General features: G+C 45.7%; 11 protein-coding genes. 1 reads left to right on the top strand and 10 read right to left on the bottom strand.

Translation table 11 applies throughout. The features are described 5' to 3' along the window. Nucleotides 1-13 precede the first annotated feature (13 nt). The 7 genes from A3860_RS06790 to A3860_RS06760 form a co-directional block, all read right to left on the bottom strand. Entirely contained in the window at nt 14-1315 is a 1302-nt protein-coding gene (locus tag A3860_RS06790; RefSeq protein WP_081145794.1) for an SWIM zinc finger family protein, read from the bottom strand. A gap of 86 nt (nt 1316-1401) precedes the next feature. Next, the gene (locus tag A3860_RS06785) at nt 1402-4140 is read right to left on the bottom strand and encodes a hypothetical protein (protein WP_081145793.1); all 2739 of its coding nucleotides are present in this window, start codon (nt 4138-4140) and stop codon (nt 1402-1404) included. Beyond that, nucleotides 4118-6616 carry a hypothetical protein gene (locus A3860_RS06780; RefSeq protein WP_081145792.1) on the bottom strand — a complete coding sequence of 833 codons (2499 nt, stop codon included), beginning with the start codon at nt 6614-6616 and terminating at the stop codon, nt 4118-4120. Before A3860_RS06780 ends, A3860_RS06785 begins: the two co-directional genes overlap by 23 nt. Further along, entirely contained in the window at nt 6609-7325 is a 717-nt protein-coding gene (locus tag A3860_RS06775; protein WP_081145791.1) for a hypothetical protein, read from the bottom strand. Before A3860_RS06775 ends, A3860_RS06780 begins: the two co-directional genes overlap by 8 nt. Next, nucleotides 7322-8476, bottom strand: a complete 1155-nt coding sequence (locus A3860_RS06770) for an AAA family ATPase (RefSeq protein WP_081145790.1) — start codon at nt 8474-8476, stop codon at nt 7322-7324. The genes A3860_RS06775 and A3860_RS06770 overlap by 4 nt, the downstream gene beginning before the upstream one ends. Before the next feature lie 2 nt (nt 8477-8478). Beyond that, nucleotides 8479-9108 carry a hypothetical protein gene (locus A3860_RS06765; protein ID WP_143773977.1) on the bottom strand — a complete coding sequence of 210 codons (630 nt, stop codon included), beginning with the start codon at nt 9106-9108 and terminating at the stop codon, nt 8479-8481. Nucleotides 9109-9175: 67 nt separating this feature from the next. Further along, nucleotides 9176-9934: a PLDc N-terminal domain-containing protein gene (locus A3860_RS06760; RefSeq protein WP_081145788.1), complete on the bottom strand. Its 759-nt coding sequence runs from the start codon at nt 9932-9934 to the stop codon at nt 9176-9178. A 389-nt stretch (nt 9935-10323) separates the two neighbouring features. Here A3860_RS06760 and A3860_RS06755 point away from each other — a divergent pair, with 389 nt between their 5' ends. Next, the gene (locus A3860_RS06755) at nt 10324-11589 is read left to right on the top strand and encodes a hypothetical protein (protein WP_081145787.1); all 1266 of its coding nucleotides are present in this window, start codon (nt 10324-10326) and stop codon (nt 11587-11589) included. An 80-nt stretch (nt 11590-11669) separates the two neighbouring features. Here the strand turns inward: A3860_RS06755 and A3860_RS06750 are convergent, their stop codons facing one another. The 3 genes from A3860_RS06750 to A3860_RS06740 form a co-directional block, all read right to left on the bottom strand. Continuing rightward, a complete protein-coding gene (locus A3860_RS06750) occupies nt 11670-12143 on the bottom strand; it encodes a Dps family protein (protein ID WP_081145786.1) in 474 nt (157 codons plus the stop codon). A 13-nt stretch (nt 12144-12156) separates the two neighbouring features. Beyond that, on the bottom strand, nt 12157-13011 hold the full coding sequence (locus A3860_RS06745; protein ID WP_081145929.1) for a pirin family protein: 855 nt from the start codon (nt 13009-13011) through the stop codon (nt 12157-12159). A 164-nt stretch (nt 13012-13175) separates the two neighbouring features. Continuing rightward, entirely contained in the window at nt 13176-13697 is a 522-nt protein-coding gene (locus A3860_RS06740) for a DinB family protein (RefSeq protein ID WP_081145785.1), read from the bottom strand. Nucleotides 13698-13804 lie beyond the last annotated feature (107 nt).

The following is a 13804-nucleotide window of genomic DNA, read 5'->3' as shown; positions in this document are numbered from 1 at the left end:
GCAAAGCTATCCGTTATAAAATTTTATATTCCTGCTGGTACCAAACCCCAAAAGGCTCGTACACATTTTCTTTCCCAACCACGGCCATATTCAGTGCTTCGCCACCGCTTAATGACAATAGTTTCCAAATGCTTTTAAAACCGCTTTTAATACCCATGAGGGCATTGTTATTATCCTGCAGCCACCATTGCTGATCATAATAAACAGGGCGTACCTGCTCAATGATGAAGGGCCGTTCACTGCGGAACGGCAATGTACTGCTGTACGAAGTTTCCGCTTCCGCCACCTGTTGCCAGTTGGCAAAGCCTTTATACTGCTGCACTTTTTCTGTATTGAGCTGCTTTTTTACAATGGCGCGCAAAGGAAGAACGGAAGGATAAAAGACCAGTTCGGCCTGAATAAATAAACCGGGTGTAAAGGCCAGCTGCGCTCCCTGGCCACGCACCATAAATTGCAGCACCAGCGCATACTGATCGCTGCCTACACCATACAACCAGTTTCGTTCAACGGTTAAATTATCATCTTCCGTAACCTGTTTGCCCAGCACCAGCCAGGTATCGGTTATGCCTGATTGCTCTTTTAACTCCTCCTGATTTTGGGTAAACCCGATCCACGTGCGAAGGTCCTGTTGTAATAAAGGCGGGAGTGTATCATTGTTTTTAAACCCTGTTGTAACGAGGTACAGGCGCAGTAACTGGTCCATGAATTCAGTTTGCCAGCCATCGCGATAAAAGTTTATTTCAGAAAGATTCCTGATCATGCCGGCCAAACCGGGGGCCTGTGCATCTACCATGCGGCGCGCCATATTCCCGAACCAGGCAGATCCTTTTTCAGGTATGCTGATGATGCCGTTGCGGATAATATCTTTAACCCATTGTAATAATTCTTCGATGCCATCACTCACTTTTTGCTCGCGGGCCTGGCGGCGTTTGGCCTGTGCAGCCTCATCAACCGGTTTCTCTTTTTGGGTAGCTTGTTTTTCCTGCCGCTCAGATCGTTTGCTGATCCATTCTGCTACCCAGGCGGGCATATCCCTGTTGGTAAAATCAGCTTTATTGCGGGCATATAATAATAACAAACCAATTCCATGTTTGCAGGGGAACTTGCGGCTGGGACAACTGCATTTAAAAGCAATATTCACCAGGTCAACCTGGGCCTGATAAGGTTTACTACCGCTGCCCTGGCATTCACCCCAGAGGGCCAGTTCATTTACTCCTTTGCTTACCCATTTGGCCGGATTGGCGAGCTCCCTGCCTGACTTTTTGGACGATTCATCAGGCGCCAGGGCAAACACTTGTTCTTCGGATAATTGCAAGCGTAATTATTTAAGAATAAAGTTATCAATAAAATAAACGCCGGAAACATGGTTTCCTGACTGATGCACTTTTCACGCCATTGCCCTTATGCTGATTCCCTGAAATTATGCCAGGTTATTAATCCATTGGCTTCCAGTATCCCCAATTGATTACGGTTGGAACCGGAAAATACAGCGACCACGTCATTTTCCGTTTCAATTTCCCAATGTATAACTGACGGAGCGTTCTCTTCCAGATTATATACCTGTACTTTTTGCTTGTAGGCTACAACATACCAGACATCATCTAAAATAATAACGTCCTGAGGCAGCGTTTCATTAAATTCAATACGTTTTGGCGTGCGATCAAAACGATCAGCCGGCAAGTCGGCAAATAAAACGCGATCCTCAAAAGTCATAGCAATAGTTACACCACTCTCTTTAACGTTTACTGCAAATTTCCGAACAGGCTTCTCCGCATAATGCAGTACTCCCATTTTACCTTCTGCTGAGATCCGAAGCAGCATTTTATCACAGGCCAGAAAATATTCCTCCTCGCTACAGAGCATTTCATTTATTGTTACTGCCGGGATAAAATAGGCTTTATCGTTAAATGTACAACGAACCGATTTTAATAACTCTCCCTGCAGTGAATATGTGTTAAGAAAAGATTCTTCCAATTCATTGTGCAATGTAATGACCGCGCCTTTATGCATACAGCCCCCAATCAGGACTTGTGGCAAAAAGCCCGGACTGTAAACAAGCAATTCATCCTGGAAATGTTTATTCGCGGGCAGCTGTTTAGCGGTAAAAACCTGCTGTTCATTATATACCAACACCAGGTTGGTGTTAAAAGAGTCTGCCAGGGTTATAAGTGGCAAATTCGCTTCCATAGGTACATTCCAGCTAAAATACTCCACCTGCCTGTCGCCATTGATCCTCGCCAGTATAAGTCCCGACGATTTCATGCCAAATACCAGCAGCTGATTTTGCCAGGTAAGCGTTTGTTTCCAAATCACATCCTTTATTAATTGCAACTGACTGGCAGCCGGTTTTTGTTCGGGAACATGTTTAAAGGTATGAATGAACCGGTAGCAATCGGGCGTAAGCAACTGATCGCCCGGAACAAAATTCCGCAGTGAATGCAAGCTGCCTGCATTGCCTGCATTTACTTGTTCACTCACCACCTCATAGGCAATTTCTTTACAGGTATTTTCCATTTCAGGTGAATAGTATTTCTTGTTCACCTTATCAATTACATTCAGAAAGCTGAGTTCATTTTTGACGGGCACATGCTCCCTATAGAACGATAGTACAGCTGCATGAAAATGGGCATTGTTCTCATCGCTTACCAGGTCAAAATATTTTAACAGGCAGGCTTCCGGTTGTTTTACATCCTGCCAGCCATTCAACAAAACCTTTTTTGCGCGGGAACGATCGCCGATCTTATCGGTTATTATTCTTGCTTCTTCCAGGTAATCTTTGCTAACAGCAGCCCTATCAACACATTTCTCATAACATTGCAGGGCCGGCTCTTTGCGATCGAGCAGCATATACAGATCACCGGCCTTTTCATGCTGGTTCAAATCAGTATACAGTTCAATAGCTTCTATGTATATTCCGCCTTCTTCCAGGCAGGCTGCTGCCAGCGACATATTTTTCACATGCTCCTTATATAAAACGGCTGCTTCCCGGTAATGCTTTCCCTGCCGTAATGCAGCTGCCGCAGAAGCATAATCGCCCAGCAAATGGGCATACACATAAGCGGCCTTTTTAAAATCTTTTCTGCTAATAGCATCCTGGGCGGCTTTTAGGTATTTAGTCCGTAATTCATTGTAATAATTATCTACATTCCATCCATCTACAGCATAGCCACCGCCCAGGCGGCCCAAATTAAATTGCAGGGGATTTCTTGTTAAGCGCGCCGAAGGCTTTGACGTTGTTCCCCGGTTTAAATAAGGACTGTTTAACGGAATGGCGTATTGCAAAGCCTCGTCACTGTTCTTTTCAAACATATCTGTGAGCCGCTTCAGTTCATTGTCACGCTGCTTTTCCAGGTCCTCAATTTTTTCTTCCATCCAGTTAATGATACTGCTGAACCAACCTGAACCTGACCTTCCAGTACCTGCGCCATTCGATACATTGCCAGCATTAAAACCACCCGCCCCAAACAAACCGAACGGTATAAGTGCAAATAATCTGCTCAATAGCTTGTAGAGGCCTTTAAAAAGTGCTTCTGCAACCCGGTTATTTAACCAGCCGGGAACATCCTTTTTATTGGATTTCGGGATCTCGGTAAGAGGTTTATTGCTGATTGACTCTTTCACCGATTCAAACACCTGTTCCGTTGACAATTGTTGTATGCCTACCTGGTGTAAAGGGACCCAGGGTTGCTGCCCTGCATGCGCATATTCCCAGTTGACGGGTGAAGGTTCTAGGTATTGCAACAGATCGGCCAATACAATACGGTCTGATCTTTCAAAGCCAATAAACCCGATGGTTGGGTGAAACACCTGGCAATCCCATATCAGCAAAGATTGCAATTCCGGCTCGCTGATGGCAGGCGACAATTCCGCATCAATGGGAATATAAAGCTTACCACCCATAACGGTATAAGGATGCCGCACCTGGAACAGACCAGGCATTTGTTCTTTTTTGAAAATAACAAACAAACCGGCCGCTTCAAGCGGGTTATTGTTTTGTGAAATGATGAAACACACCAGTTGCTGCAAAGGAATATGCCAGGCATTCATTTCCTGCAGCCAAACATCCGGGGCACTACCCCGCACAAAAGCAGCGCTCAATGGATGCGTTGCACGCTCATTATATTTCAGTGACAGTCGCATACTTTTTTATCCTATCAATAAACCGTTGAATATAGTTGTAATAAAATCCGGTAATATCCCCGCTTTCCGCTGTATCTACTCCGGTAAAATAAATGGCCCCGCAAACCCGGCCATCGGCGGCCCAACAGGCAGCCGGCTTACCCATTACCATAACGATCGTTATTTCAGGGATCGTTTTATCGGCACTTCGCAAATGCAGCAGGCCCCTTGAATCTGCCAGTACTTCACTCCCATCATTCCAGACAAATTTTGAGAATTTAAGCGTTGTATTGGCCAGGCCCATATAGGGCACTTCCATATCATTCGCCCGCAGAATCCGCTCATTTTTAGTTTTCATCTCCCGATTATGATCAATGGAGATCACAATACACCCATTGTTCGAATTGAGACCAAGATGCCTGTCATCAAAACCTAATTCGCCGTCTCCATTTATATATACCTGCTTCACCGAATTGAGGGTTGTATACCCATCATTTATATACTTTTTAACGAAGTGTAAATTTGTAAACCTTTTCCTGTACCGGTCGATAATATTATCAAAACCAGCCTTACCATTACCCTCATTAACCTTACCGGTAGCAGCCTCTACGACAAACGGATTACCATAAGATTTAATATAAAAACACCCGGCGTCAAAACCCATGTCTGTTATCCCCTCCAGGTTCTCTGTTAATTTAGTGATTTCTGTATAATTTAAATCAGGGCTCACTTTGTACAACCGGAGCATTTTTGTAACGGCTGCATAGGCAAGAATGTAAAAAGACGATTCACTGGCTGCACCAAAGCAAAAGCGGCCCGGCTCCAACCAGGCAATGATCTCCTGCGCCCCCCTGGTTTTGCTGTTCCAGTATAAAACCCGCTGATCGATGGTAATACAGATCAAATGATCTTTCTTCAGCTCAAAAAAAGAATCTACATTGAATTTAATTTTTGAAGCCGGGAAAAACAAGGGGCAGGGTGTTTGCTTCATGATAGCAGGTACATTGCCCAATGGCTTGCTCGTATCTGTGCTCTTCTCTTTTTTATTCGTGTTGAACAATAACTCCTGCAAATTGAACCTGGCCTCACTTAACAATTTTCGTCGGCCATTGATAAATTCATAGAATTGCAGCTGTCCGGCCCTGTTAACCGTGACCAGAAAATTTACTGGCTTTTTTAATGAAGACAGGATCGACTGGAACAATACGTTGTGGATTGATTCTTCACCGGTCACTAAAAAAACTTCGTCGTCTGCTTTCACTACCGGCTGACCCATAAACAAAGTAAGCGCCCGGCCGCAATGGAGCGCAGCATCCAGTTGTTCCAGGGAATTGACCACTCCATTTTTGGTTAACAGATCAATTTCTGCAAAACTGTTCCCTGATAAAGCGTAAGAAAGGATGCGTGCTTTTGCTTTATTGTTATGGGCACAGGCCAGGGCCGCCGACACGGCAAACACGCGGGGCAGTCCCCACATTCTTAAGGTGATATCAATTAATAAGATCCGTTGCTTTTCAGGATTTGAGGGCAATTCTTCGCGGCGCAGGTACAATGCTTCATTATTAGCCAGCCGCGCCATTAGCGACAGGTCATCATGTGCCAGCTCGCTCAACAACAGGCGATCGAAATTTCCCCGGTTGGTAATGTCACTCACGCCGCCAAACAACTGATCGCTGCTGCCATGGGCATGCATGGGAATGTTCAGGGCGGCAATAAGGCGTTGCGTCAATTGCGCCAGGCCGGTAGTAGTGGGGTCCTGTTGTAATTGTTGCAGCAGATCGCCTGATTCCTGGGTTGGCACTTCGAGTTCGGGGGAGTTTGGCAATTCCTTCAGGCCGGTGCGCACGGCCAGCTCCAGTTCCTGAGCAGAAGGGAACACTTCACCTGCTTTTTGCAACCACTGCATGTCATCTTTAAAGATGCGGGCAGTAAAAGCGGGGCTATCCATTAAAGATGCACTGAAACGGTACCCCGAAGGTGGAGTATACGATTGATCTTTGAAAACGAAATGATCAACATTGCCTCTACTAAAAAAATCGATCATACTGGTAGCCTCGTCGCCCGAAAACTTGCTTTCAATTTTCGTAAAGATGACGTACAACAGCCAAACCCTATTGTTTCCCGAACGGAATTCCGTAGGCAAAGCAGCCACTATTTGCAGAAAACGTATAGCCGCAAGCATCATTTCCCTGAACTCCTTTAGATCCGGGCTGTTCTTTTCATAGAAATCGAGCAGCCGGAGCATTGGGTATAGAATGCCTTCTTTAGCAGCCGGCGTATTCAACTTTTCCCTGCAAGCACTAAAGACCAGCAGTATTGAACCAAATGCCGGGAGTCCTTCCGGAGATAATTTCTTTAAAATAGCCATCAACTCATCGCGGTAACAAATAGTATCTCCATCGCGCCACTCAATTACATTGCCTTTATCGGCCCACCGCCAGAAATAATTTCCCGGCGCCCTTAAACTATGCAATGTATTACTGAAAGCGCTATTCATAATTCCCTCCTTTTGTGAACCTGATCGCACTTCTGGTAGTATATACAAAAGCTGTCTTTGGAATTTTTTCCCAGGTACCATTGCTATCAAACAGCAACAATGCTTCTTTTGAAGGATCGAGCCGGATTATTACCAGGTTACTGATAGCCGGTGGATCAAATTCGTAACCACATGGCAACAGCAGAGTATCCTGCAGCACATATTCCTTTCCCGGCAGGGCCGGTAAGGGCGAACCAATGATCAATACTTTATTGTTTGCTGAAACGGCAAAACGGGTTTGCTGTAACCGTACCAATGGCGCCTGTTCGCCATAAGCCTTCCAGGTGTCCAGGTCAGTGAGCAAAGCATTACCTGCCTGTGACTGCCGGGAAGGTACCAGCCTGATGGTATGTTGTTGATTTATTTTACCCGGAAGCGCCGACACCGGCAGTTCTACCGTAATAAAAGCCGGCAGGGGAACCCAATTCAGCAATTGTAACCTGCCAACCGGTGTTAATGCACCCGGTGGAAATAAATGGTTGTCTGCATCCAGCAAATAGGTATGCACACCGGGCAATTGCCGTATGCGGATGTCAATATTTTCCTGAGCAGCAATACCCCGCACCCAAATGAACTCTTCAGCTTCGGCGGCCTGCAAACCGGGCAGGCAGCGTACTGTGCCCAGCGCTGCTTTATCGGCTTTCGACAGAACCATGATCATCTCCTTCATTCCCTATGCATTATTTGTTGCCACAATTCATCAATGGGTTTCAATAAAAAATTCTTTTGATCGGCATTCCTGATCCATTCACAACGGCCATTCAGGTAACGCAACCTGTCTTTAATGACCGAACGCTCGGCGCCGGTTGTTTCAGCATCTTTCCACTGCTCAGTCATTTGCATCACTTCTTTATAAATATCATCTGCATTGGGTGCGCTATTTATAGCAGCCCGCGGATGCAATTGTTCCTGTTCTTTTTCTTCCTGTAATGCGGCGTTCACGATACCGGCAATTACTTCCCGTTGTTCATCGGTATCCCAGATATAACGCAACACCCACATATCGCTGCGGTACGCTTTTGTTCGTTTACACAATAAAGCGCTGGCAGCGATCAACCGTTGCAGTTTTACTGCCCGTCGGTCACTCACCTGTACGCCGGCATTTCGTAATTGCTCAATAAGGTCAATATAGCAGGGGCGTATCTCCTGCATATCAACGATAGTTATCAAACTTTGCAACTGGCGGATCTCTTCGGTCTCAATACCAGGGATTTCGCCCGTCTTTTTTTGTTCCAGCAACCAACCGGCATCCAGCACATCATTCAGGTGATGCGGGTCAACATAATCGCAGCGTACCCGTATTAAAAAACGGTCGAACAAGGCCTGCAGCGCCTCTTCTTCGGGCAGGTGGTTACTGGCGCCTACGATCATCAGTGCAGGCAGGTTTTTCGATTCGCGTCCACGGCGGAAAATGCGTTCGTTCAGTACCATCAGCAAACTGTTCAGGATGGCGCTGTTCGCATTCAGCAGTTCATCTAAAAATATCAGGTGCGCTTCAGGCAACATGCCCTCGGTATTGGTCACCAGATCGCCATCACGTAAACGCCGGATGTCAAAAGGACCAAACAGCTCGTTCGGTTCGGTGAAACGGGTGAGCAGGTATTCAAATGTTTTTCCGTGCAGCAGCCGCGCCAGCTCGCGTACCAGGGCGCTTTTGGCGGTTCCGGGCGGACCTAACAGAAATAAATTCTCACGGCCTGCCAGGCAAATCCCCATCAGATCAATGATATCATCTTTACCAACAAAGGTGCTTTTAATGTGCTGCAGCACCGCATTCACCTTATCGACCAGTTGAAAATCGATAACCGTCTTGTTTTCCATGCTTACATTTCTTTTACTTCGGGCTCCCAACCTGGCCATAGCAGCTGGCCATGGTCGCCCAACGCTTCTTTTATATATTCGTTTACCTGAACATTGTTACATCGCCTGCTATCGCGCGCTTCAATTATGCGATCGATATAGGCGCGCCGTAAACAGGCATTATTCATAATGGCATCCATATTCATGATTCCTTCGACCTTCATGCCCACCGATGAAAAGGGCCATTCTGTGGCAGCTGCCTGTAACCGTTTTACAAGCACATCTTCCGGCGCCAGGCCTTTTGCCAACCCTAACAGGTTGGGCAAATTGCGAAAGCTAATATCAACCGACAAAATGGTTTCGGGTGAAACAGGGCCATTAAAAGGGAGAAGTAATCCATTTACCACATCTTCGCCCAGGTCGCGCAGCATGGTGAGCTGCACGGCACGGTACAAAAAGCCCGCCGCCCAAATGGCTGCCCCGGCATGAAAAGCCGGTATGGGCCCGGTTAGCTCCTGTGCCTGGTAGTTATACTGTTGGTGCAGGCATTGTGTGGCTGCTTCAATATCTTCTGCTGAAAATGGAATGACCTGGCCACCCACTATAACCTTTCCACGCTGAAAAATGTCCTGTATAAATTGAACTAGTTGCACCTTTCCAAAATACGCAGTGAAAGCGAAGACTGGAAATGAAAATGGGAATTATATTATTAATATTTGGTCACGACTTGCTTACCGTATTTAATTTTCTCATTTCGTCCTTTGCTTTATTGATCCACGCCTGGTTGGCCCTGCGTTCGCGCGAGCTTAAATGTCCGCCTTCATAAACGATCGCTTCCAGCAACTGCTTTGCCTCGTCGTAGCGGCCGGCCCTTAACAAAAAGAGGGTATATTGGTAGCGTGCTTCAAAATAAGCAAACCGGCCATTCATGGTTTTGAATTCTTTCTCGGCCTCCTCCTGCTTACCCGTTTGCTCAAGAGCCATGGCATACAAGATGTGCACCCGCGATTTGGCAAACTGGGGCGACCCATAGATCTTTTTTGCGAGCGGAAGAATATCGGCATAGCGGCCCACATTATAATAGGCAACGATCAGCTGTTTCAGCACATGTTCGTTCTCGGTAAAAACACCGGTAAGGCTTTGTTCATACAGGGCGATGGCCTCATTGGTGTTGCCCGCAGCCAGGTACCCATCGGCCAGGGCAACGCGATTATGAAACGTATCTGAAAAGCGCAATTGCTCTTCCAGTTTTCTGATGCTTCCACCGGGATTAAATACCGATCCCACACCCGATGTTACATTGTCGATCTCCCTTCCGGTAATCATTTCAGAAAAAATATACATCAGGCTTCCTATCACCGGCAGGAATACAATGATCCAGATCCATTTATTCTGATTGCCCTTTCTCATACAATGAATAACACAAATGGCCTGCAGGGCAATGGGAATGTAGTAATAATAGCTATTGGCAAAAAACATATGCAGTACGGGGTCGTTTCGTTTACTAGATTGCCAAAAATATAATTCTTTCCCGTTTATGCATAGTTTTTTAAGATAGTCACGTTACCTGCCTCAAAAAGAACATGTTACATTTTTTCGACATTCGTTTATGAGGGCTGCGGTTTTCTGCTGCCCGGTTCCGGTTACCTTTCAATTGACGAGGCAAATTTCATATTCACATAATATGCGGGGTCAATGCACTGTACACGGGCATTTTATGTAAAAACAGGGCACGCTCACCGGTAGTTCGTTTGCTATTTTTATAGATTTTCTATAACTATGAAAAGAAGGACCGGAAAGGCTTTCAGCAAATCATTTTTACTCTGTTAACTAATCAACAATATTCATTTAACCAAAAAAACAATCCTATGTATTTACGTAATTACTGTATTGCTGCAATCGCAGTACTGACATTGCATGCCTGCAAAAAACAAACGCAGCCTGCTTCTTCTGAAGAAAATAATTCAAATCGCACTCCGGTAGAAAATTCCATAGCCACCAACGTAACTGTAACCTATACTGATGAAAGCAGTTTTGTTAGCAGTCTGTCATCATATGGGTACAAAACCCCTGACCAGTTAAGTCTTAACCGGGTTGCAACCAGTAGCGGCTATACCGGCGTATACGGTTTTAATATTCCCAGCGCCAACCAGGTGAAAGGTTTTAAATGGAATAGCAGCGATGAATCAACCATTGAATGGCGTCCGCAGGGTATAACGGGTTTTACCTGGAGCGGAAGGAACTTCCTGCTGGTGACCTGGTATGCTATTGGTCCTTCTGATATTGATGGCGTAAACAATCAACACAAAGGTGTGCGGGTTTCGCTGGTTGATATTACCAGCATGAGCAATATTACCTACCGGCATATTCTGCTGGTGCAAAACAAGGCAAACATGTTGAACAGCGATCTGTACAAATCATCCAACCCGTACGTTCAGCTTGATTCCTATGCCCCGGTGACCATACATGCGGGTGGTATTGCCTGCTATGCCGGTAAAGTGTATGTAGCCGATACCAAACTGGGCATCCGGGTCTTTGACCTTTCCAAATTCATTGCTGCAGCCGGCGACGATACCGAAACCCGCATTGGTGAGGAAACTGATGGTACGCTGAAGGCCTTCAACTACGCATACATTTTACCGCAAACCGGTTATTACAAGATCACCAATGCCTCTCCTTTTTCGTGCATAGAGCTGGGCGAAGGTGCAACTGCCAGTGATAAAATGCTTTGGACAGGACAGTACATTGAATCTACAGAGACCACCGTTCCTAAAGTATATGGCTTTCATTTAAACGCATCGGGACAAATTGTAACCAGTCCGCAACCGGAAGTAATTACACCTATCGATAATGACAATACCAATGTGAATGGCATTCAGGGCGTATACCGCGCCGGTACAAAAACCTTTATGACCACTACCGGCAATTCAAGCTATGAAGGTTCAACCGCCAGGCTGGTACGGTATAACGATGGCGCTACAGCCGGTGTTCGTTATCGCTGGCCACATGGGGCCGAAGACCTGTATCTTGAACAAAGCACAGGTTATTTATGGAATTTAACCGAGTATGAAACACAGAAATACAGCACAGATAATCGTTGTGTGTTTGCCGTTCGGCTCACTGACTATGATTAATGGTTGCTGCTTCAATATTAGTAAAAGCCTCCCTGGCAACAGAGAGGCTTTTGCTATAACAATAGATCTTGTTACTTCATTTATCGTAAATGCGATCTTAACATCCAGGCCATTTTCTCGTGTTCTTCCATAAGACCGGTAATAAAATCGCTGGTACCTGCATCTTTGAATTCATTGGCAAAGCGATCGACATTTTCGCGCATGGCAATTATGATCGTTTCATGATCGGCCAGTAATTCCCTGATGAAACCGGCGCTGTCGTTCTTCTCCCGCATTTGTTCTGTTAAATGGGTAAGCTTCAGAAAATCTTTCAGGGTAGCCGGCGCATAATGTCCCAGCATGCGGATACGTTCAGCCACTTCATCCATGATCTCATCAAGTTGCTCATACTGCCCTTCAAAGAATTTGTGTTTGTCATGAAAGTCGGGGCCTTCTACATTCCAGTGTGCATTGCGGGTTTTGGTATACAGCAAAAATTCATCTGCCAGTATTCCACTAAGGATGTGCGATACAGCACTGAGACTTTCCGGTTTAATGCCAATGTTTGGTTGCATATGTATAATGGTTTTAATAACTTAAACTTCCGAACACGCCTTGTTTATAATCATTTATGGCCTGTTCCACTTCTTCTGCAGTGTTCATCACAAAATTATCCTTCGCCGCTACGGGTTCATCAATAGGTTCGGCACTTAAAAATAAAAGCTGCGCATCTTCTGTTGCCGAGATCAATATTGCTGACCCATCTTTTTCAAATACCACCAGGTTATGCTTTTCTACCGGTTCATCGTTCACAACAATTCTTCCTTTTGCCACATACAATAAGGTCCAGTAACCGGGTGTAGCCATTAATTCAATTTCCCTGCCGGCTGCCATTTCACCGATCATGGAGATCACGGGAGTGAAATTTTGAATGGGACCAGTTTGCCTGTCATACTCCCCGCTGGCCAGCCTGAACTGAACGCCCTCCTGATCAATGACCCGGGGCAATTGTTCGGCACTGGCCGACTGGTAAAAAGGTTTATCCCATTTGTTGGCGCGGGGTGCATTGATCCAGAGTTGTATGAATTCCTGCACACCGCCCTGCTGTAACAGCTCATTAGTTGGCCCTTCACTATGTAAAATGCCGCGGCCGGCAAACATCCATTGTACACCGCCTGCTTTTATCGTTTCATCGTTCCCAGCATTATCACGGTGAAAGCCTTCACCCTGCAGCATGAAGGTATATGGACTGAATCCCCGGTGTGGATGTGGATGGATGCGCGCATGCTGACCCGCCTGGTAATAAGTGGGGCCGCCGTGATGGATAACTATGAAGGGGTTGGCAAAACGGAAGTCCATATGCGGCAGCGGTTGCCGTACAGTCTCCTCTTCGGTGATCTTCTTTTCCCGGGCATACAGAATATGATCAATCTTCTTTTTCATCAGCAGTATTACTTCATTTTTATTTGGCCGGAAATAAGTCCACACCAACCTGCTAACATTAAAGCCAACGGGTTGATGTGGTTTTGGGCATTCAAGTTAGGAATAAAACAAAAGCATCCGGTTAACGGATTGCAAAGACCTCAAAAAATAATATGCCAAATAATTTACTGGTTAGCTTTAGCTTTCAAATAAATGAGCTGGCCGTAATGCGTGCTTTGATGATTGGTGCGGTTAATAAGAACGTTCAATTTGTTGCGTTGCGGCTCTTTGGCAAAATCTTCTGCCGAAACGGCCGTATGTTTCGATAACCATTCGTCGGGCGTAGTTTTCGCTATGCTTTCTGATAACCTTTTGTTTGCTTCTTTCCAATTCTTTTTCAATTCGGCCAGCGGGGGCATTTCCAAACCCGATTTATCGGGACTGGTTAAAAATACGGGGTCCAATTGGGGATATAAACGCTCGCCAAAACCCAGCAGTGGCATCATTCTGTCGGTAACAGCAGTCAGATGCCCCAATAAATAAATGCCGGTATTTCTTCCCGGGGCAGTTTCGGCAGCGAATTGCGCATCGGACAATTCATCAAACAATTTATTAACCTGGCCGGTAGAAGCATCCCAGGCGGCCACCACCATTTTAATGAACAGTTCTTTTACCGGTGTTTCGGTTGTTATGGCTACATCACTCATAGTTGTATTTTTTTGTTGTAAAATAACAATAACCAACTACGCGGCGATTTTGTTTAGAATTTTCAGCTTTACGCTTCAACACGTACAATCAACACATTTCAGCAGGA

This window comes from Niastella vici, from assembly GCF_002077945.1.
Taxonomy (GTDB): domain Bacteria; phylum Bacteroidota; class Bacteroidia; order Chitinophagales; family Chitinophagaceae; genus Niastella; species Niastella vici.
The sequence above is the reverse complement of the archived record's forward strand: the minus strand, read 5'-3'. Positions and strand labels throughout refer to the sequence as shown.

Coding starts and splice junctions, on each gene's coding strand:
- A3860_RS06785 (WP_081145793.1), bottom strand. CDS start 4,140: ATGCGACTGTCACTGAAATATAATGAGCGTGCAACGCATCCATTGAGC.
- A3860_RS06780 (WP_081145792.1), bottom strand. CDS start 6,616: ATGAATAGCGCTTTCAGTAATACATTGCATAGTTTAAGGGCGCCGGGA.
- A3860_RS06775 (WP_081145791.1), bottom strand. CDS start 7,325: ATGAAGGAGATGATCATGGTTCTGTCGAAAGCCGATAAAGCAGCGCTG.
- A3860_RS06770 (WP_081145790.1), bottom strand. CDS start 8,476: ATGGAAAACAAGACGGTTATCGATTTTCAACTGGTCGATAAGGTGAAT.
- A3860_RS06760 (WP_081145788.1), bottom strand. CDS start 9,934: ATGTTTTTTGCCAATAGCTATTATTACTACATTCCCATTGCCCTGCAG.
- A3860_RS06755 (WP_081145787.1), top strand. CDS start 10,324: ATGTATTTACGTAATTACTGTATTGCTGCAATCGCAGTACTGACATTG.
- A3860_RS06750 (WP_081145786.1), bottom strand. CDS start 12,143: ATGCAACCAAACATTGGCATTAAACCGGAAAGTCTCAGTGCTGTATCG.
- A3860_RS06745 (WP_081145929.1), bottom strand. CDS start 13,011: ATGAAAAAGAAGATTGATCATATTCTGTATGCCCGGGAAAAGAAGATC.
- A3860_RS06740 (WP_081145785.1), bottom strand. CDS start 13,697: ATGAGTGATGTAGCCATAACAACCGAAACACCGGTAAAAGAACTGTTC.